Annotated in this window: 33 protein-coding genes; 27 read left to right on the top strand and 6 right to left on the bottom strand. The window is 42.6% G+C overall.

What is annotated here, in order from left to right; genetic code table 11:
• The first annotated feature begins 19 nt into the window (after window positions 1-19).
• From CRO19_RS20445 to CRO19_RS20385, 12 genes are all read left to right on the top strand, one after another.
• Complete coding sequence (locus CRO19_RS20445; protein ID WP_097097498.1) at window positions 20-1,273, top strand: DNA-methyltransferase; 1,254 nt, start codon at window positions 20-22, stop codon at window positions 1,271-1,273.
• The gene (locus CRO19_RS20440) at window positions 1,273-1,728 is read left to right on the top strand and encodes a NinB/YbcN family protein (protein ID WP_097097497.1); all 456 of its coding nucleotides are present in this window, start codon (window positions 1,273-1,275) and stop codon (window positions 1,726-1,728) included. The genes CRO19_RS20445 and CRO19_RS20440 overlap by 1 nt, the downstream gene beginning before the upstream one ends.
• Window positions 1,729-1,730: 2 nt before the next feature.
• Window positions 1,731-2,180, top strand: coding sequence for a hypothetical protein (locus CRO19_RS20435; RefSeq protein WP_320204502.1), 450 nt, complete (start codon window positions 1,731-1,733; stop codon window positions 2,178-2,180).
• A gap of 341 nt (window positions 2,181-2,521) precedes the next feature.
• Complete coding sequence (locus CRO19_RS20425) at window positions 2,522-2,722, top strand: hypothetical protein (RefSeq protein WP_097097494.1); 201 nt, start codon at window positions 2,522-2,524, stop codon at window positions 2,720-2,722.
• A 77-nt stretch (window positions 2,723-2,799) separates the two neighbouring features.
• Window positions 2,800-3,399: a recombination protein NinG gene (locus CRO19_RS20420; RefSeq protein ID WP_097097493.1), complete on the top strand. Its 600-nt coding sequence runs from the start codon at window positions 2,800-2,802 to the stop codon at window positions 3,397-3,399.
• Window positions 3,396-4,031, top strand: a complete 636-nt coding sequence (locus CRO19_RS20415) for an antitermination protein Q (protein ID WP_097097492.1) — start codon at window positions 3,396-3,398, stop codon at window positions 4,029-4,031. The genes CRO19_RS20420 and CRO19_RS20415 overlap by 4 nt, the downstream gene beginning before the upstream one ends.
• Before the next feature lie 517 nt (window positions 4,032-4,548).
• Window positions 4,549-4,944, top strand: a complete 396-nt coding sequence (locus CRO19_RS20410) for a tellurite resistance TerB family protein (protein ID WP_097097491.1) — start codon at window positions 4,549-4,551, stop codon at window positions 4,942-4,944.
• 144 nt (window positions 4,945-5,088) lie between these two features.
• Window positions 5,089-5,496 (top strand): helix-turn-helix domain-containing protein, encoded by a 408-nt coding sequence (locus tag CRO19_RS20405; RefSeq protein ID WP_097097490.1) that lies wholly within the window; start codon window positions 5,089-5,091, stop codon window positions 5,494-5,496.
• 178 nt (window positions 5,497-5,674) lie between these two features.
• Window positions 5,675-6,109, top strand: a complete 435-nt coding sequence (locus CRO19_RS20400; RefSeq protein WP_097097489.1) for a tellurite resistance TerB family protein — start codon at window positions 5,675-5,677, stop codon at window positions 6,107-6,109.
• A 169-nt stretch (window positions 6,110-6,278) separates the two neighbouring features.
• Complete coding sequence (locus tag CRO19_RS20395) at window positions 6,279-6,662, top strand: hypothetical protein (RefSeq protein WP_141400260.1); 384 nt, start codon at window positions 6,279-6,281, stop codon at window positions 6,660-6,662.
• Window positions 6,663-6,738: 76 nt separating this feature from the next.
• Window positions 6,739-7,131 carry a hypothetical protein gene (locus CRO19_RS20390; protein WP_097097487.1) on the top strand — a complete coding sequence of 131 codons (393 nt, stop codon included), beginning with the start codon at window positions 6,739-6,741 and terminating at the stop codon, window positions 7,129-7,131.
• 9 nt (window positions 7,132-7,140) lie between these two features.
• Window positions 7,141-7,326 carry a hypothetical protein gene (locus tag CRO19_RS20385; RefSeq protein WP_097097486.1) on the top strand — a complete coding sequence of 62 codons (186 nt, stop codon included), beginning with the start codon at window positions 7,141-7,143 and terminating at the stop codon, window positions 7,324-7,326.
• Here CRO19_RS20385 and CRO19_RS25930 read toward each other — a convergent pair.
• Together CRO19_RS25930 and CRO19_RS20380 are read right to left on the bottom strand one after the other, a co-directional pair.
• The gene (locus CRO19_RS25930) at window positions 7,306-7,617 is read right to left on the bottom strand and encodes a helix-turn-helix transcriptional regulator (protein ID WP_141400259.1); all 312 of its coding nucleotides are present in this window, start codon (window positions 7,615-7,617) and stop codon (window positions 7,306-7,308) included. The genes CRO19_RS20385 and CRO19_RS25930 overlap by 21 nt on opposite strands.
• A gap of 60 nt (window positions 7,618-7,677) precedes the next feature.
• On the bottom strand, window positions 7,678-7,986 hold the full coding sequence (locus tag CRO19_RS20380) for a HigA family addiction module antitoxin (protein ID WP_097097485.1): 309 nt from the start codon (window positions 7,984-7,986) through the stop codon (window positions 7,678-7,680).
• 151 nt (window positions 7,987-8,137) lie between these two features.
• On the opposite strand from CRO19_RS20380, the gene CRO19_RS20375 reads away from it, so the two are divergent.
• The 10 genes from CRO19_RS20375 to CRO19_RS20340 all read left to right on the top strand — a co-directional run bounded on the left by CRO19_RS20375 (window position 8,138) and on the right by CRO19_RS20340 (window position 14,862).
• Window positions 8,138-8,623, top strand: a complete 486-nt coding sequence (locus CRO19_RS20375) for a hypothetical protein (RefSeq protein WP_097097484.1) — start codon at window positions 8,138-8,140, stop codon at window positions 8,621-8,623.
• Window positions 8,624-8,642: 19 nt separating this feature from the next.
• Complete coding sequence (locus CRO19_RS20370; RefSeq protein ID WP_097097483.1) at window positions 8,643-10,100, top strand: glycosyltransferase family 2 protein; 1,458 nt, start codon at window positions 8,643-8,645, stop codon at window positions 10,098-10,100.
• Complete coding sequence (locus CRO19_RS20365; RefSeq protein WP_097097482.1) at window positions 10,085-10,696, top strand: hypothetical protein; 612 nt, start codon at window positions 10,085-10,087, stop codon at window positions 10,694-10,696. Before CRO19_RS20370 ends, CRO19_RS20365 begins: the two co-directional genes overlap by 16 nt.
• Window positions 10,684-10,989 (top strand): HNH endonuclease signature motif containing protein, encoded by a 306-nt coding sequence (locus CRO19_RS20360; protein WP_097097481.1) that lies wholly within the window; start codon window positions 10,684-10,686, stop codon window positions 10,987-10,989. Before CRO19_RS20365 ends, CRO19_RS20360 begins: the two co-directional genes overlap by 13 nt.
• A gap of 67 nt (window positions 10,990-11,056) precedes the next feature.
• Window positions 11,057-12,823, top strand: coding sequence for a hypothetical protein (locus CRO19_RS25925; RefSeq protein WP_141400258.1), 1,767 nt, complete (start codon window positions 11,057-11,059; stop codon window positions 12,821-12,823).
• 15 nt (window positions 12,824-12,838) lie between these two features.
• Window positions 12,839-13,072, top strand: coding sequence for a hypothetical protein (locus CRO19_RS25920; RefSeq protein WP_141400257.1), 234 nt, complete (start codon window positions 12,839-12,841; stop codon window positions 13,070-13,072).
• 48 nt (window positions 13,073-13,120) lie between these two features.
• Window positions 13,121-13,300, top strand: a complete 180-nt coding sequence (locus CRO19_RS20355) for a hypothetical protein (protein WP_097097480.1) — start codon at window positions 13,121-13,123, stop codon at window positions 13,298-13,300.
• A 270-nt stretch (window positions 13,301-13,570) separates the two neighbouring features.
• Window positions 13,571-14,155 carry a Rha family transcriptional regulator gene (locus CRO19_RS20350; protein ID WP_097097479.1) on the top strand — a complete coding sequence of 195 codons (585 nt, stop codon included), beginning with the start codon at window positions 13,571-13,573 and terminating at the stop codon, window positions 14,153-14,155.
• Window positions 14,156-14,160: 5 nt separating this feature from the next.
• Window positions 14,161-14,367: a hypothetical protein gene (locus tag CRO19_RS20345; protein WP_097097478.1), complete on the top strand. Its 207-nt coding sequence runs from the start codon at window positions 14,161-14,163 to the stop codon at window positions 14,365-14,367.
• Window positions 14,368-14,379: 12 nt separating this feature from the next.
• Window positions 14,380-14,862 (top strand): terminase small subunit, encoded by a 483-nt coding sequence (locus tag CRO19_RS20340; protein ID WP_097097477.1) that lies wholly within the window; start codon window positions 14,380-14,382, stop codon window positions 14,860-14,862.
• Here CRO19_RS20340 and CRO19_RS20335 read toward each other — a convergent pair.
• Window positions 14,859-15,107, bottom strand: coding sequence for a hypothetical protein (locus CRO19_RS20335; RefSeq protein ID WP_097097476.1), 249 nt, complete (start codon window positions 15,105-15,107; stop codon window positions 14,859-14,861). The genes CRO19_RS20340 and CRO19_RS20335 overlap by 4 nt on opposite strands.
• Before the next feature lie 87 nt (window positions 15,108-15,194).
• Here CRO19_RS20335 and CRO19_RS20330 point away from each other — a divergent pair, with 87 nt between their 5' ends.
• Window positions 15,195-16,856, top strand: a complete 1,662-nt coding sequence (locus CRO19_RS20330; RefSeq protein WP_097097475.1) for a terminase large subunit — start codon at window positions 15,195-15,197, stop codon at window positions 16,854-16,856.
• A gap of 4 nt (window positions 16,857-16,860) precedes the next feature.
• Here CRO19_RS20330 and CRO19_RS20325 read toward each other — a convergent pair whose 3' ends face one another.
• Window positions 16,861-18,039 (bottom strand): styrene monooxygenase/indole monooxygenase family protein, encoded by a 1,179-nt coding sequence (locus CRO19_RS20325; RefSeq protein WP_097097474.1) that lies wholly within the window; start codon window positions 18,037-18,039, stop codon window positions 16,861-16,863.
• Window positions 18,040-18,267: 228 nt separating this feature from the next.
• On the opposite strand from CRO19_RS20325, the gene CRO19_RS20320 reads away from it, so the two are divergent.
• A complete protein-coding gene (locus CRO19_RS20320) occupies window positions 18,268-18,480 on the top strand; it encodes a superinfection immunity protein (RefSeq protein ID WP_097097473.1) in 213 nt (70 codons plus the stop codon).
• 357 nt (window positions 18,481-18,837) lie between these two features.
• Here the strand turns inward: CRO19_RS20320 and CRO19_RS20315 are convergent, their stop codons facing one another.
• The gene (locus tag CRO19_RS20315; protein WP_097097472.1) at window positions 18,838-19,116 is read right to left on the bottom strand and encodes a hypothetical protein; all 279 of its coding nucleotides are present in this window, start codon (window positions 19,114-19,116) and stop codon (window positions 18,838-18,840) included.
• 58 nt (window positions 19,117-19,174) lie between these two features.
• Window positions 19,175-19,555 (bottom strand): acyl-CoA thioesterase, encoded by a 381-nt coding sequence (locus CRO19_RS20310; protein WP_097097471.1) that lies wholly within the window; start codon window positions 19,553-19,555, stop codon window positions 19,175-19,177.
• A 268-nt stretch (window positions 19,556-19,823) separates the two neighbouring features.
• Here CRO19_RS20310 and CRO19_RS20305 point away from each other — a divergent pair, with 268 nt between their 5' ends.
• From CRO19_RS20305 to CRO19_RS20295, 3 genes are all read left to right on the top strand, one after another.
• A complete protein-coding gene (locus tag CRO19_RS20305) occupies window positions 19,824-21,794 on the top strand; it encodes a phage major capsid protein (protein ID WP_097097470.1) in 1,971 nt (656 codons plus the stop codon).
• Window positions 21,795-22,008: 214 nt separating this feature from the next.
• Window positions 22,009-25,440, top strand: a complete 3,432-nt coding sequence (locus tag CRO19_RS20300; RefSeq protein WP_097097469.1) for a phage portal protein — start codon at window positions 22,009-22,011, stop codon at window positions 25,438-25,440.
• Complete coding sequence (locus tag CRO19_RS20295; protein ID WP_097097468.1) at window positions 25,437-25,766, top strand: head-tail connector protein; 330 nt, start codon at window positions 25,437-25,439, stop codon at window positions 25,764-25,766. The genes CRO19_RS20300 and CRO19_RS20295 overlap by 4 nt, the downstream gene beginning before the upstream one ends.
• Window positions 25,767-25,843 lie beyond the last annotated feature (77 nt).

Raw genomic sequence — 25,843 nt, 5'->3', positions numbered from 1 at the left:
TCCAACAAAGTGACCTCTAATGAAATTGAACCTGCTTAATGGGGATTGTCTCGATATTCTGAAAACTATCGATTCTGATTCCATTGACAGTATTGTGACGGATCCTCCCTATGGGCTTAGTAAAACTCCAGATATGTTTGAAGTGCTAAAGCGGTGGTTAGAAGGAGATGATTATTTTCATCGTGGTAATGGTTTCATGGGTAAAGCGTGGGATAGTTTTGTACCTGGTCCCGTTATCTGGAAAGAATGTCTGAGAGTGCTTAAACCTGGTGGACATCTGCTGTCTTTTTTTGGTAGCAGAACCTATGACTTAGGCGTTACCGCTATCAGGCTTGCTGGTTTTGACATTCGTGATCAGATTATGTGGATCTATGGCAGTGGGTTCCCTAAGTCTCTTGATGTCAGCAAATCTATTGATAAATTGGCTGGAGCGCAAAGAAAAGTTATCGGTCAGGAATATAATTTTGGGGTGACAAAATCCAGTGATGGAAAACTTGCTTTTGGTGATTATGCTGGCTCTTGGGATCTGTCATTACCAGCCACTGATGAGGCTATCAAATGGGATGGATGGGGAACGGGTCTGAAACCAGCTCATGAACCGATTTGTATGGCAAGAAAACCTTTCACAGGTAATCTTGTTGATAATGTCCTGAAGCATGATACAGGCGCGATAAACATCAATGCCTGTCGCGTTGAACCAACGAATGATAACGTGAGCGGGCGATGGCCTGCAAATCTATGTCATGATGGAAGCTATGATGTGCTCAGCCTGTTTCCACAAACAAAGTCCAGTAACAAACGATCTGCTGAAGGTCGTGACAAAGTTGTACAGGGTACAACTTGGTTAATGAATAATCATCAAAGCTGCGAATACGATGATTCAGGAAGTGCCTCACGATACTTCTACTGCCCAAAAGCTAGCAAATCAGACAGGAATGAAGGTGTCACATCCGCTTATGTATCTAATGCTGAAATGACTGGCAGGAAAGAGAATTCAGCAGGTCTTGAGAGTCCTCGCGCCGGAGCCGGTCGAAAATCAGGTGGCCTGAATTTTCATCCTACTGTGAAACCAACAGATTTGATGTCATGGCTTTGTAAGTTGGTCACACCTGAGAACGGGACAATTCTCGATCCTTTTATGGGAAGTGGTTCAACTGGGAAGGCAGCTGTCATCAATAACTTTAACTTTGTCGGAATCGAAATCGACAAAGATTATTTTGAAATAGCGCAACAGCGCATACATTTTAAAAATGATTGCTGTAAGGAGGGGTAATGAATATCCCGCCTCAGGGGATCCGTTTAACTAGCCAAAATTTTATTACTGTTTCTGAATCCATTTCTGAAGATCTGCGAAGAGGGCGATCCTTTCGTCTTAGACTTGAACCGTGGTCAGAACGGCGAACATTATCACAAAATGCTTTATTTCACCTCTGGATGAAAGAGCTGAGTGATTTCTTAATCAAACGTGGTCGCTCACAATGCTCACCGGAATGGTGCAAAGATGCTATGAAATTCACATTTCTTGGATTTGAGACAAATACTTATACCGATGTCAAAACAGGCGCTCAGATTGAGAGGGAATCGTTACGAATGACCTCTAAGCTTAGAGCTTCTGAAATGCATCATTTCATGACGCAAGTTCAGAGCTGGTCACTTGATATTGGGTGCTTTCTCAAAGTTCCAGCGACCTCAGAATTTTTTGAGTTATCACGAAAACAAGAGGAATGACGATGTCTGGAGGTGATGAAAAGATTGTAAGTTTTGTTCAGCGATATGACGTGAATCATGACATCAATGAAATGAAAAATTTTGTTGAGGCTGATAAGCCTAATGAGTCCAGGTTCTGCCCTCATACAAATATCCTCGTTGATGAATTTAACCGGTCAATTCGCTGTCGTCTCTGTGGGCAGGCTATGGACAGTTTTGATTACCTCCTTTCGCTTGCCAAAAAAGAAACCAAATTGGATTGGGAATTGAGGAGGCTGAGGTCGGAAATCAAAAAATCTCGAGAGAACCTTCAAAACTTACAGCGTGAAGAGGTCAATACGCGCGCCAGAGTCAAAACCGCTCAGTTCAGATTAAATGATGTCAATCTTGCTCTTCATGAGGCTGGTGAAACGCTGATAAAGATAAAGGGGTATCATGGATCACGAAAATCAGTTAATGGCAAAGGAGGTTGAGGAAATAATCACCAAATTTCTCAATCAATTCGAGAAAGGGACAATAGATGATATTTATACTAATTGCCGGAATGCGATTCCGTTTTTTTTGGTAAAAGATGTCATCTTTCAGATGTTCAAACAACACAAGCTTCGAAGACGTAGGGGGCTAAAGGACACGACTGAATATCGGCTGACATCTATGTTTCCCGATTTTGGCTGTTCATACCGACCACGAAAGCCATATTCACCCAAAAAAAAGGATGAAAAGAAAAGTAAAAAAAGACCTGTCACTGAATCCTGTCGCGACAATTCAGTCGTTTATCATTTCGATCAATTGCTAAGGAAAACGAGGTTGTAAAATGAAAAAGTCATGGTTTCAGCATTACCCGATGAATGAAATTGAGGCCAATTCATTGATCAGGGATTATAAAATGCGTGGCGTTTCAGCTGAAAAAACATTGACAGCAGACCCACGATTTTATGTTGTCAGTGCCTTTTTACCTGTTTCGCAATACATCCCGCGCTCAAATAAATCCTATATCAATTCGTTCTGGCAATAATCCGTTCAACTTAAGCCAGTTTAAAAACTGGCTTTTCCTCAGCGTCGATTGTAAACCTTCTAACAGAGAGTTTTATAATGGCGAAACCAAAAGAAAAAAACTGTCCAGTTTGTAATTCCCTTTTTGTTCCCTGGCTTTCGACTCAACACGTTTGCGGAAATTACAAATGCGCTCTCGAATGGAATCGACGACAGGAAGAGCGTTATCAGCACCGCCAGGAAAGAAAAAGACTACGCTCACAAATTCATCCCAAACAAAAAGAGTGGGGCGATTATAATCGCGAGGCCCAAAACGCCTTTAACAGATATATTCGTATTCGTGATGCAGGGTTGCCCTGCCATGCTTGCGGTATACAACTCAACGACAATGACCCTAATAAATCTGGTGAGTTCGTAGATGCCAGCCATTTTCGTTCTCGTGCGAGAGCTGCACAGCTAAGGTTCAATACGTTTAACTGTGTTACGTGTTGCTGGCACTGCAACAGAACACTTTCAGGCAACATTCAAAATTTACGAAAAGGGCTGATCTCCCGCTTTGGTTTATCAATTGTCATCAGACTCGAATGTGACAATCAATTTCACCATCATTCGATTTCTTATCTGATTCGGATTATCGATATATTTACCCGCCGTGCGGATCATCTTCTAAAGCTCAGGGCAAGAAAGGAACTAAGATGAATCTTGAAAAAACAGTTCGTTTCCATTTTCCAAAATCCTCACCAATTTCACCCGTGTCACCTTCAACTGACGAAAACACACTCAGAACTCCTGAGGTAATGGCTGCGCTAGGATTTGCTCAGGCTGAAGCCGGATTTGGCATGTCTGCTTTTTTTGGGAAGATGGGTATCAGTCAGAACGATAAGAATAGGGCAGTCACGTTTCTGATGAAAATGACTCGTTCTCGTCTCATGAAAGTGCGGATGACACTTGACCTTTCAGGGCGGCAACGAGCCAGAATGATCTACCTGATTTCACTTTTCGCTTATGAGGATTACACCCGTTCCGCTGCATCACCTGAACATCGTTGTAAGAGCTGTAACGGTCGTGGATTCATCCGGGACGTCGAGCAGATCGCCGCAACTGGCCAGAGAGTGATGAAAAAATGCAGTCGGTGTAATGGCCTCGGTTTTAAACGTGTGAAAGCCAGCGCATTGTTTAAAGCGCTTAAGGCCATCATTCCTGAGCTTTCACAGCCCACGTTTTCACGTCACATAAAACCAATCTTTGAGGAGTTGATTCAGGTGTGTTTTAGTGAAGAAAATCGAGCTAATAACGCCTTAAAAAAAGTTTCTCATCAAAAAAGTTATTAAAGAGTGCGAAAATTACTTTCGTCAACTTGAATGATTGAATAAAACTGCATAAGCTGAGCGCAGAGAGTCAAAAAACCGCCAGATGCTTTCTGATTCAACCTCCTTTGTGTCTGTGGCTCTCTCATACTCCCGGCCTTCCTTTGTGAATCCTGATGGTTGATTCCAGGTGTTCTGCGTTCACTATCAGCTATTGTGGTTCATAACGGGAGGTTGGGGAGACGCGGTCAAAAAGAGGGCGATCAGTCCTGACCGCCCTAAGTAAAGCAAATTGGAATCCATCTTTAGACGCCGATGACAGCAGTCGGCGACAAAGAGTTTACGTTTGCTCCTTCCGAAAACGTATTAAATTGAGCTATTTCTTATTATTCGCATTAACTGGAAAATTGATTAAATTTCAATCCGGTTCTTTTTTAATCATCTGTTAATTGCAAAAATGCAAGTATCTAGTTCTTCCGTCCTCGTTAGAATTAGCTCACACCCCATCGTTTTTATAATAATTTTAGTGTGAGAAATCCTTATGGAACTGACTAAAAATCAAGAGTTCGCCTTTGCTTCAATTGCAAGTATGTCACTGATTTCTTTTACCAATGGTGAACCAACAGAAAGCGAGCTTGAAGAAATATACATCCAGATTCATGAGTGTGAACGTCTTCAAAATGATATTGATTTTTCGCTTGTTGCGCTCGATGAATGTCGTGAGCGATTAGAAATAAACTTTCAAGATGGTCACGATGCAATTCTTGACGATATTCGTGAATTGAAACTAGGTCATGATGAATCCGTTGAAATCATGAACATGACGTTAAATGTTGTAAAGAGCAATAGTGAAATTCCTCCCGAAAAAATGGACACTTTGAGTGAAATTTGTCAGGCGATGAATCTCTATAGTGACGAATTCAATTTTGCAATTTAACAATAACAATGAAATACCCTCATGAGCGACATTTGCAAGCTTAACCCGGCCGCAAGGCTGGGTCTTTTTTTCACTCAGTTCGGTTGGTTGCGGGGAGCAATTATGTTTACAATGCCGCCTTCATAACAGCGTCGGTGATGTAAAATGCGATACCCTGTCGATGTCATGCCTTGTTCTTGTGGCTTTCTCGCTTTCTGTCCTCTCATTCCAGAGGCTGAAGGTCATGGCGAAACGCGTGAATCTGCGATTCAAGCGTGTCATGATGCGGTGATTGCCTCATTTGAAACGTTCTTCAACCAACGCCAGATGATCCCGTTACCCAACGAATCCGGGGCGGATTTCATTGAGATAGCCTCAAGCGTGGTGGCCAAATTGCTTTTGCTCAACGCAGTCCTTGAGCATGGGATTTCAAACACAGAACTCGCAAACCGGCTCGGATTATCCCGACAGGAAATCTCACGCATTTTCAATTTAAACCACACAACTAAAATTGACACTATTCAGAAGGCTTTGGCAGTATTAGACAGGCAGCTTCTTTTAATCATTTTGTGACATCATCCCTCTGCGTTTTTATTTACGAGCCTGAACATAATGTTCAGGCTTTTTTTTTACCTCGCTTTGCCCAAGCGATTCTAAATCAGAGAGCCTTTCAAGGGTGAGTCAGGTGGGTTCGCCTGTCTCTCTCTGTGGGTGTTCTCCTGGGCACTGGCTCACCCTCAAAAGGAATGACATGTTTAATTTTTTAAAAAAACGCGCTCGTCGCGTAACCAGTGACATCAACAAATTCGATAAACGCGATCTTGCTCAGGCTGTTGTTAATGCGGCCTGGCTGGTGGCTTATGCTGACGGAAGTTGTGACCCCCTTGAACGTGCCAAAATCGACCAGGTTCTGAAAACGAATCCAGTCCTGTATAATTTCACAAGCGAGCTTGCTGAAATTTCAGGGAAAATCATTAATCTTCTTGAGACAGATTTCAAAATTGGTCGTCGTGCTGCATTACGTGAAATCGAAGATGTGAAAGGGGATCAGCGCGAGGCTGAAGATGTGCTGGATGTCGCTGTGGCCATAGCCGGTGCTGATGGTGAGATCGAGAAATCAGAACTCAAAGTTCTCGAACAGATTGCGCTTATCTTAGGGTTGCGTCTGGAGAACCATCTGGAATGAATCAGTATCCGAAGAATCTCTATTTTACCGGATTTATCGCTTTTTTCCTCGTCTTTCACTTGCTCGGACAAATTGGATCAGTTTTCTCTGATGTCGTCCTCCTTGTTGCGCTTTACATCATGATGAAAGACCGACAGTCATAAGGTGATTTATGTCCACTGAGATAACCGTGAACGAGCTGATCGCACGGATTAAGGTGATGTATCTGGCTGTCTTCGCAAATGGCGAGTTTGATGAACAGCTTAAAGAGACTCTTAATAACGAATTCGAAGAGCTGTCCCTTTGCGATGATGCACGATTTATGTCTCGCAAATTGGCGCAAAGGATTAAAGCTGAATTCGAACGCGATTTTCATGGCACGATAGATCAGATCTTTATCTCACTTGAGCCTTTGTCCGCACGTCCAGAGTGTGGCCATTTATTGCTCATGCTTTATCTGTCTATGGTAGAACGAGACAGCGAAATGACTGACGCTGAGGAGGTTTTAGGAATGGAGCTTGCTGAGACGTTGAATCTTGATATCGATTATTATCTGACAAATCGCACAGACTAAGCATTTTTTTCAGTTTTGCGAAGTATCGTTTGTATCCTAATCCATAAGTAATTAAATGACTACCTAAGGAGACGTGATGCAACAAACTGAGGAAACGCTTTCTGTTGAAGATAAAGATTTGCTTTATGGTATTGTCCTTATCGACACGATTTATTTGATCGCCTTTGCTGAATCACGTCCGACGTTGCGACAGATTCAGCTGATCAAAAAGATTCGTGCTGAAGAACCTATCTTACAAAACAGCAAAATGATTAACGACATCATTTCGCTGTCACTCGAAGACAAGCTAAAAAATGATTACTTTCGGACTTCAAAGAACATTCTTGAAAATCTGAATACAATCATTAATGATTTTGAACGATGTGAAAAAGTTCTCGATTATGCGCAACTTATTGCGATGGCTGGAGACGAAATCACACCGACTGTTCAGAACCTTCTTGATCGGATTAGTGATGCGCTTTATTTGTGAGGGTAGGCCATGAATTTAAGTCATAAAAAAAAGCTCGTCATGGTGCGTGATGAACTTTTAAAAGCGAAGGGTTTCCTGGAGACCGGAAACCCTGAGAAGGCAAAGTTGAGTGTCATTTCTGCTTTGTGCTTTGTTGATATGATTTACACAAAAGAATCAACAGAAAAAAAAGATTCAGCCGAAACGATCAGGTAACGGTATAGTCATTAAGTCTGTTTTGTGGCGGCTGGGATAACTTGTCTCAAACGCCACAATACTTAGGTCATAATTGATTTGTAACTTAAGCCAAAAACTTGCATCGTCTTTAAAATACCAGGCTAAACGCTCACATAAATCAAAAGGGATAGCGCGTTTCATCTCAATGACTTCAATAATTGTTGAATCGCAATATTTTATAATAGTACCAAAATCCAAAACAGATATATGACGATCTCTCAATCTGCATTTGAGAATCAGTCCAGGATGGGGATGAAGTTTTTCAGCCATAAAAAGTAACTCCTCTCAATGAATCGAAGTTACTTTAGCTATTTTACGAATTGTTACCTGTCATTCTGAGCTATCCTGGAACCGTTCTGGCAAAGGGTATATCGGGACGTTCTCAGCTGTTTCAGTGCGTCTTGCTCTGGAAATATCATGCCTGGCCTGCATTTCTAGTAATGCTTCAGGCGTTGAACTGATTGCCTTTGCAATTTTGATAGCAAGAACAGGCGTTAATGCAGATTTGCGTTTCAACAATCTGTGAATCAACACAGGGGATTCACCGATATCGAAAGCTAACCTGTTCTGTGAAACATTCAGGATGTTGAGAAGACGCTTAATTTCCTCTCCAGGATGTGGCGTTAATATTCTCACCATTTCAAATCCTTAGGTATTGACGGGAGTATAAATCTTAGTGTTTCCTCTCTTTAAGTCGTGTCAATGTGTGCGAATGTGTATCTCGATTCTTGAAGTCGTTTAAGCGCTCTGATATTCCTAAAGACTTCAACCTAAGTAGAGATAAAAGTTAATGTCTGACACGTTAAAATACGACCTGGTTATTCATCATTTAGAAAACGGTAACACTAAGCTGAATACGCCTCTTCACTGGTCAGAATATGACTCTAAAGGCGAGATTATCAATGCTGGCGTAAATGGCTATACAGAATTTCCTATTCCGCTGCCATCACGGATCATGGTCAAAGGCAACCCAAAACGTTCAGTTGGAAAGGTCGGAATCAAATCAATTCTTCGTTCTGATTGCGATGAACGTGAAATGGTTATGTTTGAAACTCTCGACACTAACAAACCTTTGTCACCTGAACATGAAGAACTATTTGACCGCTTAAAAGCTGTCATGAATGATTTTGCACCCGATGACGGTCAGTTTATCCTCAACCTGCATTTCTTGCCTGATGACCCGACTGATGAAACGGAATGTGTTGATACAGATGAAGGTGAGCAGGAATTAGCGGCTTTACTTGCACTTTTACATTTTATGACTAAACCTCATTAACCCTTGCTCAGGATTAAAAATGGATGTTGTCATTAATGGTGTTCAATATTCACCAACAAAACGCGTTGATTCTAAAATCGGTATCGCTATAACGACTCATAATCGGCCAGACACGTTAATCAAAGCGTTAGAAAATCATCTAAACTTTCTTCCGGCTGGCGCGAAAATTGTCGTGATAGATGATGGTTCAGCAGTGCCGGCGACCGTACCTGAAGGAGTTCATCTTGTCAGGTTTCCTCATTCACGCGGGATTGTTGCCGCTAAGAATGCGAGTCTGAAAGCGCTAATAGATGCAGGTTGTGAAGAGCTGTTCCTGTTTGATGATGACGCATGGCCGATTTCACCATCATGGGAACAGCCATATATTCGTTCGCCAGAACCGCACCTTTCCTATCAGTTTTTGGATCTTGCCATAAATATCAAGATTCGGGATATTGCTGTTTTATTCAGCGACAAGCAACACATTGCATACACCGGACAGCGTGGTGTGATGTTGTATTACCATGTTTCAGCGATCAAACAGGTTGGTGGTTTTGACCCGATTTATGAGCGTGGAATGTATGAACATGCTGACTTAGCGCTTCGCATTTATCATTCAGGCTTAACCAGCTGGGCCTTTGCTGATGTTGTCGGGTCAAATCGTCTGATTTACTCGCTGGATGAACATCTGAATGTTAAGCGCTCCGTTAACCGCGCAGAGCGAGAGCAACAAGTCAGAAAGAATGTTGGTATATACAACCTTCGTATGAAGACCGAGTATTGCGATTTTGTACCGCTCTCTGAAGGTTCAAACGTTGTTTTGACCACGTTTTTCACCGCAAATCCTGACCCGCAGCGGAATAAACGTTTGGAGCCTAACCCTGTATTACTGGACGCATGGTCTAGTTCAATTCAGGGAGCCACACCCATTGTTCTCGCTGACCAGCTCAAATCCGCTCCAAAGGAGGCCAGCCTTCATCGCGTCCCTGAATCGAATATCAATGTCTATTTTTTGCGATGGTTGCGGGTTTGGGAATATCTCAGAGACCATCCAGACATTGAGAATGTTTGGGTCACGGATGGGACGGACGTAGTCATGCTCCATGAACCCTGGACCAAAATGATCCCAGGGAAAATCTACGTCGGTTCAGAACCGAAAACTTATGCTGATGACTGGGCAAAAACTCATCATCCCGAACGGATTTATCAGGAATTCATTTCCATTCATCAGGATGATGTCATGCTTAATGCAGGTTTATTAGGCGGTTCGAGAGAGGATGTAATGATGTTCGCTCATTCAATTCTTCGAATTTATTCCAAAGTCGAATCTGAGAATTTTTGGGATAAACGCAAAAAGCCCTTTGCGATGGGTGACATGATCGCTTTCGGCATAGTCGGATATCGTCACAGGGATCGACTGATAACAGGTCCACTTGTTCATACAGTCTTTAAGACGAATGGCACAGGAAAGGAATACGCGTTTTGGCAGCACAAGTGAAATTTTGTGTAGTGGGCCATCATTCTCGTGAAGTGCTCGCAAAACGGCTTTCAGAACGGCTCGATGCAACGTTATTCATTGACCCAGGCAAGAACGGCAGTAACTGGAACCATCGTCGGGCGCTCGAATGGGCCTCGACTCAGAAAGAACGAGTGATTGTCCTTGAGGATGACGCTTTAATTGTTGAAGGCTTTGATGGCCTGGTGAGTTCATGGCTCGACCGATTTCCTGACAATATTCTGAGTTTTTATCTCGGTACTGGCAGACCCCCACAACGACAGATAGAAATCGCGCTGCGCTTAATTGATGCTGATAAACATCAGCTTGATTATGTTATGTTCGGAAAATTGCTTCATGGTGTCTGCTATTCGATTCCTCGCCATTTCCTGCCGCGAATTCTGGAAGGTTGGGATGAGCGCCTGGGCGCGGATTATGCAATCAGTGCAAACTATAAGGGAAGGGTGATTTACCCTGTCTTTTCACTAGTTGATCACGCTGATAGTGACATTGTTGAAAAACATCCTGATAAGGCTAAGCGCCTGGAACGCCGTAAAGCGTGGCGACTATACAGAAATGAGGGAACATGGCCAGACTGAGCACGTTGAAACCACGTCTTTCAAACCTCAATCCTCATCGCCTCAAAACGCTCAAAGTTGCTGATAAGAGGATAACCGGCGTCACGCTTCAACAACGGCGTCTTAAGATGTGGAAAGCCGATCCTCGATGCGCGATTTGCGGCAAATTGACAGAATATCCTCATGGTTTCGAGCTGGACCATATAACACCGCTTTATCTTGGCGGAGAGGACATTTTAGAAAATACCCAAATACTTTGTTGTGGTCCCGATGGATGCCATAAGAAAAAAACAAAGTCTGACTTTAAACGTTGAATTTGCTGAACTGATGAATGATCAATCATTCATCATTTGAGTCAATTCTGACAAGTAAGGGTTTGCGATGATTACAAGTCCTCAATCATCATTGCTCGGTGGCCCATCAGTTAATTCAGGCTATATTCCTCCGAGCACATGTGAGGTGTCAGGAGAAGACGGCAAAGCCATAGTAATTCAGCCTCAACCCGATCTTTCTGATATCGATTTACTGTTAAGCCGTCTTGATTCCCGCGTTGTTTATTCAGGTCCACCACATTTGTTTTGGAATCAAAACGGGATTCTGCAAACCTCAAACATAAACGAATGGCCAGTTGAATATCAGAATGGGGTTGCAATAGGTCGCAGCTTCCCGGAACCTCAAACGACTAACTATCTTCCGAATTGCCGTGCAATTGCGCTTTCGAATAATGTAAAGGCCAGTGCTGATTTTGATTTGATAGTCGGTGAAACAAGCGCCCCTGATGGTGGTGCGATGTGCCTCATTCCAGTTGCTTCAGCGTTTTATCTGATTTCACAAGATATTGGAGGCGTTGATCTGATTCCTGGAACACCTTACACCCTGTCTACTGAATGGAATAGACTTGTTTTTCCTGTAACACCAACAGCAAACAGTGTTGTTCGGATTTGGATTGGTCGCAACATTAATGATGCTTCAGGGAACACATTTGTATTTATTGAACCGTCTTCGGCACTGAATATCGGTGATTATGTTTTTTCCTGGTTTGCAAAAGCTGGAGATGAAGTCACTTTCCCCGCTGGATGTGGGATGATTGAGAACAGCAATTATCCTTACGCAACATCTCCGATAATCACTGAGGACGCTAATCAGGGAATTCGCACAGAATCATCAGTATCCATTGCTCAGGTTGGTGATTCGCAAAGTATTGTTATTGTTTATGATGATTTATCTCTTGAGGTCTCTCCTTTCAACGGTGCTGATTCAGTTTCCCTTCCATTCGCTACTTTTAATTGGGGTGAACGATACATTACACGGATAAAGTATCTGTCTAATGTTCCTGATTTATCACCCATAGACTTGACAGCCGAAACGCTCGATTCGAGGGTTAGTTATTCAGGCCCATCACACACTTATGTTGACTCATTCTCAGCTCTTGCAACATCGAATGAGAATGAATGGCCTCTTGAATATCAAGATAGTGTTGCAATTGGACGGCACGAACCTGAGGGGCAAACTATAAATTATGCTCCTGATACTGTGGCGCTTGATATTGCGCCGCCTGGAAATTCAGCAACATGGATGTATTCTCAAGGTTCAACTATTACCTATGGTGCTATTGAGACAAGTCAGTTCAATATCATAAACACTGAAACACCTAAAATTTTTATTAATGTATATAACGAATCCGAGGCTCGATTTTTCTTCTCTCCAGATGTGAATCCAGGGACTGATTCCACCTGGCAACGAAACATTTTAACATTTGAAAATACGATTGAATCAACACTTCGCTTTTATACTCAGCGTGAAGGTGCTACGAGCTATCTTTATCAGCATTGTCCAGGTGTTCCAGTCGGGAGTTTTGTTGCTTCAGTCTTTCGGCGGCTTACTGATACTAATATGCAATCAGAAGCGCCGCAGCTTGAGATAGGTACTTTCCCGACATCTCCAATTTTCAATGACAGAAACGAGCAAAATACCCGTTTAGCCTCTTCTGTGACTGTAAAGAATCCAGGTGGTGCTAAGAACATCGTCCTTCACTTCTCGGATGGAACACGCTCAACAGTTCCGTTCGTTAGTGATATAGCGACTTTACCTCTGGCCTCTCAAGCATGGGCGACACGTTATATCACTCAAATCACATTCAGTAATTAACTGATAAGAGGATTTATGTCTGATTTGGTTAACCTAACTCAGGACGCTATTCAGATAACAGATGGCTCCAACGGTGCTCATATTTCAATTATCAGCGGTCAGATGTTATACGCTGATTCAGCTGATAGCTCAGCCTGGCATACTCTAATGGGAACAGTTTTAGAGATTCGCCCACCCGTTGTTACCTATATGAAAGCGAAGGCTTTAGGTGGTGTTCAGATGGTAGTAACAACATGGAGTGAATCATAGTTCACTTGTTTTTTACTTATCTTTTAATTCTACAACCGAGGTTTAAAAATGGAAATGCAACAACGATCAATCCTGGCTATTGCAAGTAATGCTGGGGATGCAATGGAAGAAGCGCTCAAAAATCCTTTCTTAGTCCCACTGAAAAACAATAAGTCAGTAGTTGTAATTGGGAAAGACAAGTTCGATGAATTACAAAATCTTGCTAAATCAAAGAATGATGAAGAATAGTGACTGAAGGTTGATATGGGAAAATGTGTCTTATAATCAAGAGCTTATATTGAATTGAGTTTGCAGTTATTTCTCACCGAAATAAAAAAATTCTATCTTTGATTCTTTGGGGGGGGTATGAAAAAAAATAGAAATGCAAGCTTTTTTAAACCTCGCCCCCAGTCACTTAAATTTTTTTTTTGGTTTATGGGGTGATCTACCGTTCACTATAGCCGGTAGATCATTTACTAATCAATCCTCTCAAGAGGCTGTCACACAGAGGAGGGTGATATGACACAAAAAACAGTTTTCCTTCCCGCTGTAGAGCTTGTCACGATGACAAGTCTTGAGCTGGTGGATTTCATCAATGATGTTCGCGCCAGTAAAGCTCAGCTTGAAGGATTGCCTTTCCCCTGCAAGAAATTTTCGAAACTCAGTCACCGTAATTTCACGGCTAAAGTCCCGAAGGTACTGGGAGGAACATGTGCTAAATTTTTAGCAGATGTTCCTTTCACAACAGGCCAGGGAGCTGTAAATACACGTAAAATCTACAAATTCCCGCGTCGAGAAGCCTGTTTAATGGCGATGTCATACGATTATGACGCCCAAGCTAAGGTTTTCGACCGAATGGACGAGCTTGAGGGGCGTGTTAATGTCAATTTAATGGACTTTTCAAAGTTCAAAGACATGACCGTTTCTCAGATGCAAGACAGAGTCACTCAGGCTGAACGTTTTTCATTTGAGGAACATGGCCAGAGGGGAAGCGGATTGATGACGCAAAGAAAGAAAGAAAAAAGGATGATCGCCAGTGCGATTGATGTTGTCGGAAAAATCTCACAACTTGAACTCCCAGGTTTCGATCTTGAGGTTGTATAAAGTTCATGACAAAAATTGAGTTTATTGAAAAGAACATCATCACTGAATTAACTCGCCTCGGATATGACCAAACAGCAGTAAATATCGGTGCAAGAGAAGCAGTTTCATATTTTCGTCGCGCATCAACAACAAGTAAGAACGGTAAAATCTTTGAAGATTGCTTGTTCCATGCAAAATTATTCGCAAAAAAGCACGCTTCAAATAAAAAATAAGAGAGAAAAAGCATGTTAACCACAAAAAAAAGGAATTTTGCCGAAATCTGGATGAGTGGTGAGAACAAAACTCAGTCAGCTATTAAGGCTGGTTACAGTGCGGCAAGTGCAAAATATAAAGGCCATGAACTTTCTAAGAATAAAGATGTTCTTGCTTATATTGAACGTCTTAAAAAAACTCAGGTTAACCCTGATACTGTTCAATCTCCTGAAGAGGAAGGTGTAGTTGAACAAGCTCAGGAAAAACAGATGCCAGAGCTAGTGAGAACTGAGAAAATTGAAGACCCCCTCGTCATCATGCGTCGAATCATGAACGATCATTTGTTCACTGATCCTAAACTCTCGCTAGATGCAGCAGCGAAGCTTGCTCCCTATGTTTCAGCGAAAGTAGGTGAGGCGGGTAAAAAAGAAGCAAAAAATAAAGCAGCTAAAAAGGCGGCAAATTCTTTTACCGCAATGACCCCGCCTAAATTGATTGTCAATAATTCAATTTAGTTTTTCAAAACGGTCTCAGTGGCGTCTTTTTCCTGTTTGAATTTACGAAGATATTCAGCCATTTCTTTAAAATCTCCTCCAAGCTCTTCAAGAACACCGATATATTTCATTTGATAGGGGAGACTGAGTGAGGAAAATATAAGCCCAAGCATGAATTTATTTAGCTCAATGTTTTTTGTGATTTCCTCAGTAGTCTCATAATCTTTCACTAATTTAAAATCATCAAGTAACCGATATGATCGCATTGAATAAACCTCAAGTTAAATAAAGATAGTATTTAACTTAAAGACTAAAAGATTCTCATTCTGAGCTTTATTTTACTAAGGTTAAAAATGGTTACATGGAAGACCGATTGTCCAGATTGGGAATCTCGGTTAATCAACAGGCAATCGATCATACCCCCACCAATTTTCCCCGAGATTGCGAACGTCGGGTTGAGTATATTCAAGCGATTAACAGTCTCAGATCTGCCAGGGAAACCCACATTCGGCGAATGTAGTGATCAATTTGTCTTTGATTTTGTTCTGGCGATTTTCGGTGGTTACGACATCGAGACTGGCAATCAGATGATCCGTGAATATGGATTACTGATTAGCAAAAAAAACACAAAATCGACAATAGCAGCCGGAATCATGCTGACAGCGCTTATCCTGTGTTGGCGCGAGGATGAAGAACATCTGATTCTTGCACCCACGAAAGAGGTTGCTGATAACAGTTTCAAACCTGCTGCATCAATGATCAGGGCTGATGAAGAGTTATCCGATATTTTTCATGTTCAGGATCACACCCGAACCATCACGCATCGTGTCAACCGGAATTCGCTAAAGGTCGTCGCGGCTGATACAGATACAGTTTCAGGTAAAAAATCTGGACGAATTCTTGTCGATGAATTATGGATTTTCGGTAAACGCGCCAAAGCTGAATCTATGTTCATGGAAGCGTTAGGCGGTCAGGTTTCGCGAAATGAAGGCTGGGTCATTTTTCTGACCACTCAAAGTGATGAACCTCCAGCGGGGATTTTCAAACAGAAGCTTGATTACTGGCGAGACGTCAGGGATGGGAATATTGAGGATAAAAAAACCCTCGGTATTTTATATGAATTCCCTCAGAAAATGATCGAAAGTAAAGCTTATGAGGATCCCGATAATTTCTACATTACTAACCCGAATATCGGTCGGTCTGTTAGTCGGGAGTGGTTAGAAGGCGAATTCAAAAAATACAAAAATAAAACCGATGGAACGTATCAGCAATTTCTCGCGAAACATCTGAATATTGAAATCGGGTTGAATCTCAGAAACGACAGATGGCCAGGCGCTGATTATTGGGAACAGCAAGCCGATCCGTCAATCACATTCAATTCAATCCTCTCTCGTTCCGAGGTCATCTGTGTTGGTATTGATGGAGGCGGTCTTGATGATTTACTGGGGCTTTCCATTGTTGGACGTGATAAACACACAAGACAATGGTTGTCATGGTCTCATGGTTGGGCAACACGCAAGGCAATAGAACGCCGTAAGAGTGAGGAAAGCCGTCTTAACGATTTTGTCGTGAATGGTGATTTCACCATTATCGAAGAGGTCGGTGACGATTTCATAGAAATCAGTCAGCTCGTTCTTGAGATTTTTACAGCAGGTCTTCTTGATAAGGTCGGTATGGACCCGGCCGGAGTTGGAATGCTGCTTGATGCGATGGTTGAAGCCGGAATTCCTCAGGATTCAATCATCGGTATCAGTCAGGGTTGGCGGTTAGGTGGCGCAATCAAAACTACTGAACGTAAGCTTGCTGAGGGAGCGTTGATCCATGCGAATCAGCCGTTAATGAATTGGTGTGTGGGTAATGCAAAAATTGTCACCTCAAGCAATGCAACGCTGATAACCAAACAGGCGAGTGGTGTTGGAAAAATCGATCCGCTCATGGCGCTATTTGATGCCGTTTCACTGATGGCGCTCAATCCCGGACCGACGAAGAAAGATTACTCTGTCTTTTATTTATGAATTCTTATTCAAACCACCACGGATAAAAGTCTGAGGGGTTGTCGAAACCGTTAACAATCCTGCTTGCAAGTTCAGGATTGTTTTCTGCTTCTTTAAAGATTTTTTCCCGATTAGGAGTTACAGGTGACAAGACTGAATTAGTCCAGTTGACGACATGTGAGGCATAATTCCAGAATAAACTAAACGTTTTTTCCATCCAATCAGGATTGAAATCGCCTTCATGTTTTAGTATTTCATGCAAATAAATATCAGCACATTTAGCAGCAGAATTAGCACCTTGCCCAGTTATTGAATCATTTAATACCACTGTATCGCCCATCCCTAAAACTGAGTTTCCTGAGGGTAAAGTTAGAATCGGATGACGTACAATCGGTGTAATCTGACCTGAAAAATATCCATTCGCATCAGTTAATGTTGCCTCTCGAAAGTAATGATATTCATCAGGAAACCAACGTTTTAAGGCTGTTAAACTAGTTTTAAGATGTTTTTCAGGTGTAACATTATTTTCAAAGCAATCCAATGGTCCGCCAGGAATAGCTTCAAATGTCATAATTTCACAATTACCTGTCAGTGTAAGTGCTGGGAAGGTAATGAATTCGCCAACATCAGGAATCAAAGTAAATCGAATTGAATTTGATTCGATTTCAGGGTTGTTAACATAAGTTAAGGCAAGTTTACGTTGAGGTTTTGAGAAGCAAGATTCTTTATTATTTATTTGGAAGGCTGAAGATAAATTGCCTCGTCCAGTCGCAACGATGACAAGATCATGCTCGTGAGTCAGAGAATCAAGATCGAAAAGATTAATTGGTTTTTTGATAAAACTCCCGCCCATTTTAATGAACATTTTCATTAGGGAAGCAATTTTTAGTCGCTGATCTACTGAACATGCAGGCTGTTTGAGTTCTGCATCGAAAGAAATGGCGTTATATGGATTATCGTGTTGAATGATGTGGAATTCACTAGAGATTAACGGCGGAGCTTTCCCTTCCCATTGATTAAGACCTAACTCACGTTCGATAGTGAGAGCAGTATTGAACATGCATTGACTAGACATGACTTTACCGCAAAGTAAATCTTTACTGTCTTTATCACTGAAAAGTGTAATTTCAAACCCATGATGCAATAATCCTATAGAGAGCTGTAGCCCCGATTGACCAGCCCCAATGATAGCTATCTTTCTCATTCAATATCCTCCAGGTAATCATTTCGAAACGATGAGGAACGATAGTGGCCTGATTTTTTGGCATATAACAGCCTCCCTGAGGCTAATTAGCTTCAATGGATCCGTTTTTTTAGATTCAGAATGACAAGATCATAAATTTCGATGAAACAAAATTCTCACAAGGTATATACATTGTATATTATCTTGATGGTAAGTTAAATCGCCAGGTTTTTTGTTTAAGGAATTTTAATGGCAATTTTATTTCTGATCGTATTGTATTTTTTACCAACATTCATAGGGATTATTCGTTATCGGTTAAACATTTGGGCGATTATCCTGACGAACCTTGTGTTTGGCTGGACCTTAATCGGCTGGATAGTCGCATTGATTATGGCTATCAAGTCAGATGAAAATGACAGGTTAAACCACGTTATCAAATTGTTGGAAAAAAGGAAGGATTGAGTTAAAGGGCCGCAATAGCGGCCTTTTTTCATATAAAATCGCATAGATTATGATTTTTTTATCGTTCCTATTTGTGAAAATTAATTTTTTGAAACATGTAGGGCATAAAAATGAAAAAATCTGATTTAATCATTGATCTAATTTCCATGCGAAAGAGTGGCGAGTTTTATTCTGACGAACTTTTGAATAATATCGGCGTAAAACATGGGCGGAGTATTTACATGCCCATGATAAATTGTTCTATCTATCTTGATTGTGAATATACATTAAGTGACTTACCATCCTTTATTAAACCCTATCGTTATGATTCTCACGGGTTTTGGAAGTAAATAATAAGGAGCCTTGCGGCTCCTTTATTTATTCCTTCATCGGATTAAGATCATTTTTCTCGCAATAACATAAATAGTTTCTGAGCGCTTCATTACCTGCGCTGTGAATATCCTGTTCATAATAGGCATAAAAGGAAGTCATTGCGCGCATTTCGACAAAATCTCCAACATAAAACCCGAGATGTTCATCATAAACAACTTTTGCTTTATGACTTCCGATAATGTAATAACGAATGCCGTCAACTTCTTTATACTTACTGCCATTTAGAATAAAAGTCTTAATCTTTTCAACTAATTTTTTAATCATTATCTTTCTCTAAAGTTCTTTGAAAAGAGTGGGAGGGCGATCAGATCGCCCAAAATTTTTAAATCAAATTCTTGATGACTTGGGGAATACTTGGGCGACCTTTGATCATGCAAGTACAAACAAAATTTCCCTCAGCCGCAATGACCCCATCGACGAACATTTTCTGAACCACATTGACACGAGTCGGTTTTTCATGTTTTTCAACATGACAAGTGATGACGACCGTTTCATTTCGATGAACACTTTTCTTGAATTTCATCCTGTATTCTAAAACGACATACATATGACCTAGTTCAAAAAGTTGATCAAGATTGATTCCGAACTCTTCGCTGAAGTAGGCATGACGCGCCCATTCAAAATAAAAGGGATAAAACAGGCCATCCATTACCCCTTGAAAGTCAATGTGCTGAGGATCGACAGCATATGATTTAGAAAACATCATTACTCCTTAGGTTTTTAAGAGACAAAGGGTCGCGAATGTAACGAGAAGAACGACAATCGCGAGTAAAATTTGTTTAAATTCATTCCACCTCTGAAACGAATCCTCTGAATAGCTTACCTTCTGTTTTTTTTGTGTTTTATCCAATTTCTTACTCGTTAGTTAATGGTGTTCTTAATAAATAAGCTCGCACCTTAACAAATCCATTTCTCAAAAAATGAACAAAGTAAGCCCGTCTTCGGGCTTTTTTTGTGTCTGGAGTCTGGCGATGGAACATCAACGCGCCGTCAGTTTGTTGCAACTTAAAGCAGTCAATGAGAACACCAGGCAAATAACAGGCGTGGCAACAACGCCTACCCCGGATCGTTATGGTGATGTCGTCATGCCTGACGGCGCTCAGTTCAAATTACCGATCCCTTTGCTCTGGCAACACGACCATCTATCCCCGATTGGGGAGGTGACATCCGCTCGTGTCACGGACGATGGAATTGAAATAAAAGCCCAGCTCGCTCGCGCTGATGCTCCCAGTCAGCTCGCGGCGCGTCTGGATGAAGCCTGGCAATCCATCCGGCTCGGATTGGTGAAAGGGCTTTCTATCGGTTTCAGACCTATCGAATACGCCTTTATTGATGATGGCGGTATCCGATTTTCATCATGGGAGTGGTACGAACTTTCAGTTGTGACCGTACCGGCAAACGCTGAGGGAACGATCTCAACCGTTAAAAGTATCGACCAGGAGTTACGCGCCGCGTCTGGCAACCCAGTTTCTCCTCCCAACAACAATCCCCGAGTTGTTCACCTCAAGAAAAAAGCTGGCGTTTCAGCACCTGTAACTAAGTCAATCAGAAAGAATGAAGGAAATAAGATGAATATTGGCGAACAAATTAAATCTTTCGAAATGAAACGTGCATCACTGGACGCTGAACGCGCTGAGGTAATGGAAAAGGCTTTTAAAGATGGCCGTACTCTGGATGAAGAGGAAACTGAAAAGTACGACGAAATCACTTCTGAGGTGAAAAGTGTCGATGCTCACCTTTCACGCCTTCGCGAGCTGGAATCTCAGAAAGCCTCAACAGCAAAACCCGTTCAACCGGCCGCAGGAGGCGACACGGTGACAACGGTGAAATCGGTCCAGGCACCTTCAATCATTCATGTTGAAAAAAAACTTGAACCGGGTATTGGTTTTGCCCGAATGACCAAACTTCTCGCCGCCGCGAAAGGCATGAAATCAGAAGCAGCATTCCTGGCAAAACATCAATATCCCGACGACATCAAGCTTCAGAGTGTTATGAAGGATCTGATCAGTGCAGGGTCAACGACTGATCCGAACTGGGCCGGAAATCTGGTAACAGTTCAGGATTACACGGCTGATTTCATCGAGTTCCTTCGTCCTCAAACAATCATCGGTCGTTTCGGTGCGAATGGTATTCCCGGCTTTACCCGTATTCCGTTCAACGTTCGTATCAAAGGCCAGACTTCAGGCGGCGCGGCGAACTGGGTAGGTGAGGGTAAAGCTAAGCCACTGACCAGCTTCGACTTCAGTCAAGTCACGCTGGGATTCACCAAAGTCGCAGCCATTGCGGTTCTGACTGACGAAGTCATTCGTCTTTCAACTCCATCAGCCGATTCCCTTGTTCGTCAGTCTCTGGCCGATGCCGTGGTTGAACGTCTGGACACCGACTTCATTGATCCGACGAAAACCGCTGTTGATGGTGTTTCTCCGGCCTCAGTGACTAATGGCGCGGCGTCATCTGCATCAACCGGTGTTCCTGATCAGGATGCGAACATTGCGCTGTCAGTGTTCATTGAAGCGAACCTGGCACCGACTGGCGCTGTCTGGCTGATGTCCAGCACAACCGCACTGACGCTTTCACAGCGTAAAAACGCACTCGGTCAGCGTGAATATCCTGACATGACCATGTTCGGCGGTACGTTCAACGGTCTTCCTGTTCTGGTGAGTCAATATATCGACGACTCTCTGATCCTGGTGGATGCGCCAAACATCTATCTGGCTGATGATGGTGGTGTTGCTATCGACATTTCAACTGAAGCGTCTCTGGAAATGCAAAGCACACCAACTCACGATTCCCTCACCCCGGCACCGATTGAACTGGTAAGCATGTTCCAGACAAACAGCGTTGCTGTTCGTGCTGAACGCTGGATCAACTGGCAACGTCGCCGCGATGCGGCTGTTTCAATCATCACTGGCGTTGACTACAGCGTAACAGCGGGCAGCTAAGGAGATAGACGGGGTTCGCCCCGTCTTTTTTATCATGGTCCCAGTAAGATATTTAAAAAATACGCATGATAGTTATGCAGGACAAAAGAAATTTATACGTAGCGATCATGCAATGGTCCTTGAATTAGCTGGCCTTGTCGAAATTCTGCTTAATGTAGAAAAGAAAACCCGAGGCAGACCAAAGAAAGTTATGTGATCTGAAGGGGTTCCATCGATGTTTAATTTTCTTCGCAGAAAAGCAAAGGAAGAAAAGAAAGCCCTACATTCAATTAATTCGGGTGCATGGAGTCGGATTCTTGAACCCTATGCTGGAGCCTGGCAACAAAATATTGAAATTCACCTTGATAGTGTTTTGGCTTACCCGGCTATTTTTAGTTGTATTTCATTAATTTCAGCTGATATAGCAAAAATGCCAATGACGGTAAAACGCCGTCAATCTAACGGCATTTGGGTTAGGGGGAATAATCCTCAATTATCTCCTTTGCTTCTTAAACCGAATTTCTATCAAACATCGATGCAGTTCTTTGAACTCTGGATGATTTCAAAACTTGCGCATGGCAACGCTTATATTTTGAAACTGCGTGATGCCGGTGATCGTGTTCAGCAGCTCAGGGTTCTGGATCCTCGTCGTGTCATCCCATATATCTCTGATGACGGAGAAATTTTCTATTCGATTTTGACTGATGAACTCAACGGTCTTCCTGGGAGCTTATATGTCCCAGCCCGAGAGCTTATCCATGATCGATTCAACACCTTTTTTCATCCTCTTTGCGGCCTTTCACCTGTTTATGCCTCCGGTCTTGCGGCGATTGGTGGAGAGGCAATGCTGAGAAATTCAGCCCATACTTTCAAAAATGGTGGCAAGCCTGGAGGGATCATTACCGTTCCCGGCTCTGTTGACCAGGACAAAGCCAAAGAAATCAAAGATAACTGGAACTCAGGTTATACAGGTGAGAATGCCGGGAAAACTGCGTTACTCGCTGATGGAGCAACGTTCAATGTTATCTCTCAGACTGCGACTGATTCGCAGCTGGTGGAACAACTCAATCTCTCAAACCAGCTCGTGGCCTCAACCTTCCGAGTTCCACTTTATAAAATCGATACAGGTCAGACCCCCTCATATAACAACATCGAAGCACTTGAACAGGCGTATTACTCGCAGTGTCTACAGGTCCACATGACAGCGATTGAAGGGTTGATTGCTGACACGTTCGACCTTGATGAACAAACCTGTGTTGAGTTCGATCATTCGCGTCTCCTCAGGATGGACACAGCAGCACGATATAAATCCTATGGTGACGGAATCGGCTCAGGTTTTCTTGCACCGAATGAGGCGCGTATTAAGGAGAATATGCAACCTGTTGAAGGGGGTGACACACCTTATCTTCAACAACAAAACTATTCTCTCGCAGCACTCGCAAAACGTGATGCTCAGGATAACCCATTTTCTACCGGCGAGACCTCAACTGACACCACTACACAGACTGATGACGATCCGAATCCAACACCAGGGAATGATCCTAATCAGCCTCCCTCTTCAGATGATGCCCGAGCCTTTACCGAACTGATAACAACGCAACCAAATTTATTCACGGAAGCTCCTATGATTACAGAACGAGAACGAGGGTTTGCGGAAATCATCCGGCAATCGATAGATAATCGTTTGAAAGAGGCAACCGAGGAATTAAAAGGGGAATTCGATAATCTACTATCAGAAAAAGAAAATATTATTGACATTCAGGAAGAAGTGATTAATAAGCAAATGGAAGAGGGTAAAAAATTTTCTGATTCACTCGATAAAATTGAGAAATTACTTGTCCCATTGTTAGAACGCGTCACTGAACTTGAAAAAAGCGAAATTGACGAATCAGCAATTGCCGCTAATGTCTACGCTCAAATTGAACAACCTGAAATTCCTGATGTTAATTTGATGGTTAAAGAGGCAGTGAGTAAAATTGTCTTACCTCAACCTGAACCATTACCTGATATTAAAAGCATAGTTTTTGAACAGGTGAGCGAATCTGTTAAAGTTTTACCCACTGCTGATGATTTGTCTGAAATGGTCAGGAAAGCCGTAGGTGACATTGATTTACCTGAACCTGAACCTGTCATTCCTCCAGACATCAATGAAATCATTGATGAGGTCGTGGCCAGGCTGATTCTTCCCACACCTGAACCGCTTCCTGATATTGATGGCATGGTGAAAAAAGCGTTTTCAGAAATCTCAATCCCCGAACCTGAACCACTTCCCGACATTAAACAAATGATCGCTGATGCCGTCAGTCAGATTGTGATCCCTGAACCTGAGCCATTGCCTGATATAACGGAATTAGTGAAAAAAGCTGTTTCTGAAATCACTTTACCTGAACCGGAACCCTTACCGGATATTAAGAAAATGATTTTTGAGGCTGTGAATGGAATCGATATTCCTCAGCCTGAGCCATTACCTGATATTGAAGCAATGGTGAAGGATATGGTCAGTAAGATTGAGATCCCGAAACCTCAGCCTATGCCTGATTTCAGGGAAATCATTAAATCGGCAATTGCTAACATCAAATTTCCCAAACCCGAGCCGTTGCCTGACATTGGCCAGTTAATTCGCGAGGCGATTGGGCGCATAGAGATTCCGATCCCTGACGTGAAGCAGCTGGTGGAGGAGGCGATTAAAAATCTTGAGCTTCCTGAGCCTCAACCATTGCCTGACATCCAGGCACTAGTTCGTTCTGAAGTTGCTCAGATTGAGTTACCTAAACCTGAACCAGTTGCAATTCCTGATTTTCACAAAATGATTCAGGATGCGGTCTCTGAAATTCAGTTGCCTGAGCCAAAAGATCCAGAACCTCTTCCTGATATTCAGCAAATGGTGAAAGAGGCGGTTGAGTCGATTGAGATCCCACAACCGAAAGAACCTGAACCGTTGCCGGACATCGCCATGTTACTTGAAAGGGCGGTTTCGGAATATCCGATGCCTGAACCTGAGCCTTTGCCCGATATCGGTGAAATGGTTCGAAAGGCGATTGATGCAATTAAGATCCCGCAGCCGAAAGAACCCGAACCTTTGCCGGACATCAAAGCGTTAATCTCAGAGGCAGTTTCACAAATTCGCTTGCCAGAACCTGAAAAGATACCTCTTCCAGATTTTGACGAATTGGTTTCTCAGGCGGTAGAAAAGGCGATGACAGGGATTCATATTCCTGAACCCTCAAATGGCCAGGACGGGAAAGACGGACTTCAAATTGAGGTCATCCCTCAAATTGATGTGAATAAAAGCTATCCTCGCGGAACCTATGCCATACATAACGGAGGCTTGTGGCGAGCATATCAGAACACAGCGGGATTAAGCGGTTTTGAATGTGTTTTGAATGGTCTCAAAGACATTGACGTAACGGTTTCTGATGATCGTCATTTCAAAGTTACCCTATCGAAATCGAACGGTGAAACTGAAGAACGCGGTTTTGATATTCCGGTGATGATTTATCGGGATGTTTATCATTCTGGCACCAAATATTATCCTGGCGACTGTGTAACGTTCGGTGGTTCCATCTGGCATTGTTTTGAAGAAACCAGCGACCGGCCAAACGACATCGGTTCTTCTGGCTGGCGTCTTGCAGTGAAAAGAGGCCGTGACGGGAGATCTCGTGAATGATTGCTTTCGTGACACTCGATGAGGCTAAGGCTCATCTTCGCATTGATACAACGGCGGGTGATGATGAACTTCAGCAAAAAATCTATTCAGCCAGTGCCAGCATTCTTGATTACATCCAGAGTTCTCGCGATGTCCTGGTTGATGATGATGGAGAGGTGATAGAGGGAACTAATGAACTTGACCGGGTTAAAATGGCAACATTATTACTCGTGGGAATTTTAGATCGGGTCCGAAATGGGGAAGAGGAAACGACATATCATCAGGGTTATCTTCCCTTTACTGTCACCAGCCTGATTTATTCACTTCGAAAACCCACCATCATATGAGGAACGGTAATGGCCTGTTCAGGTTGTGCTGCGCGTCGAGCGTGGATCAAGAAAATGGCCCGTTTAGCCTATGAGAG

It is taken from the genome of Candidatus Pantoea floridensis (assembly GCF_900215435.1).
Lineage (GTDB): Bacteria > Pseudomonadota > Gammaproteobacteria > Enterobacterales > Enterobacteriaceae > Pantoea > Pantoea floridensis.
This window is presented reverse-complemented; position numbering and strand designations above follow the sequence as displayed.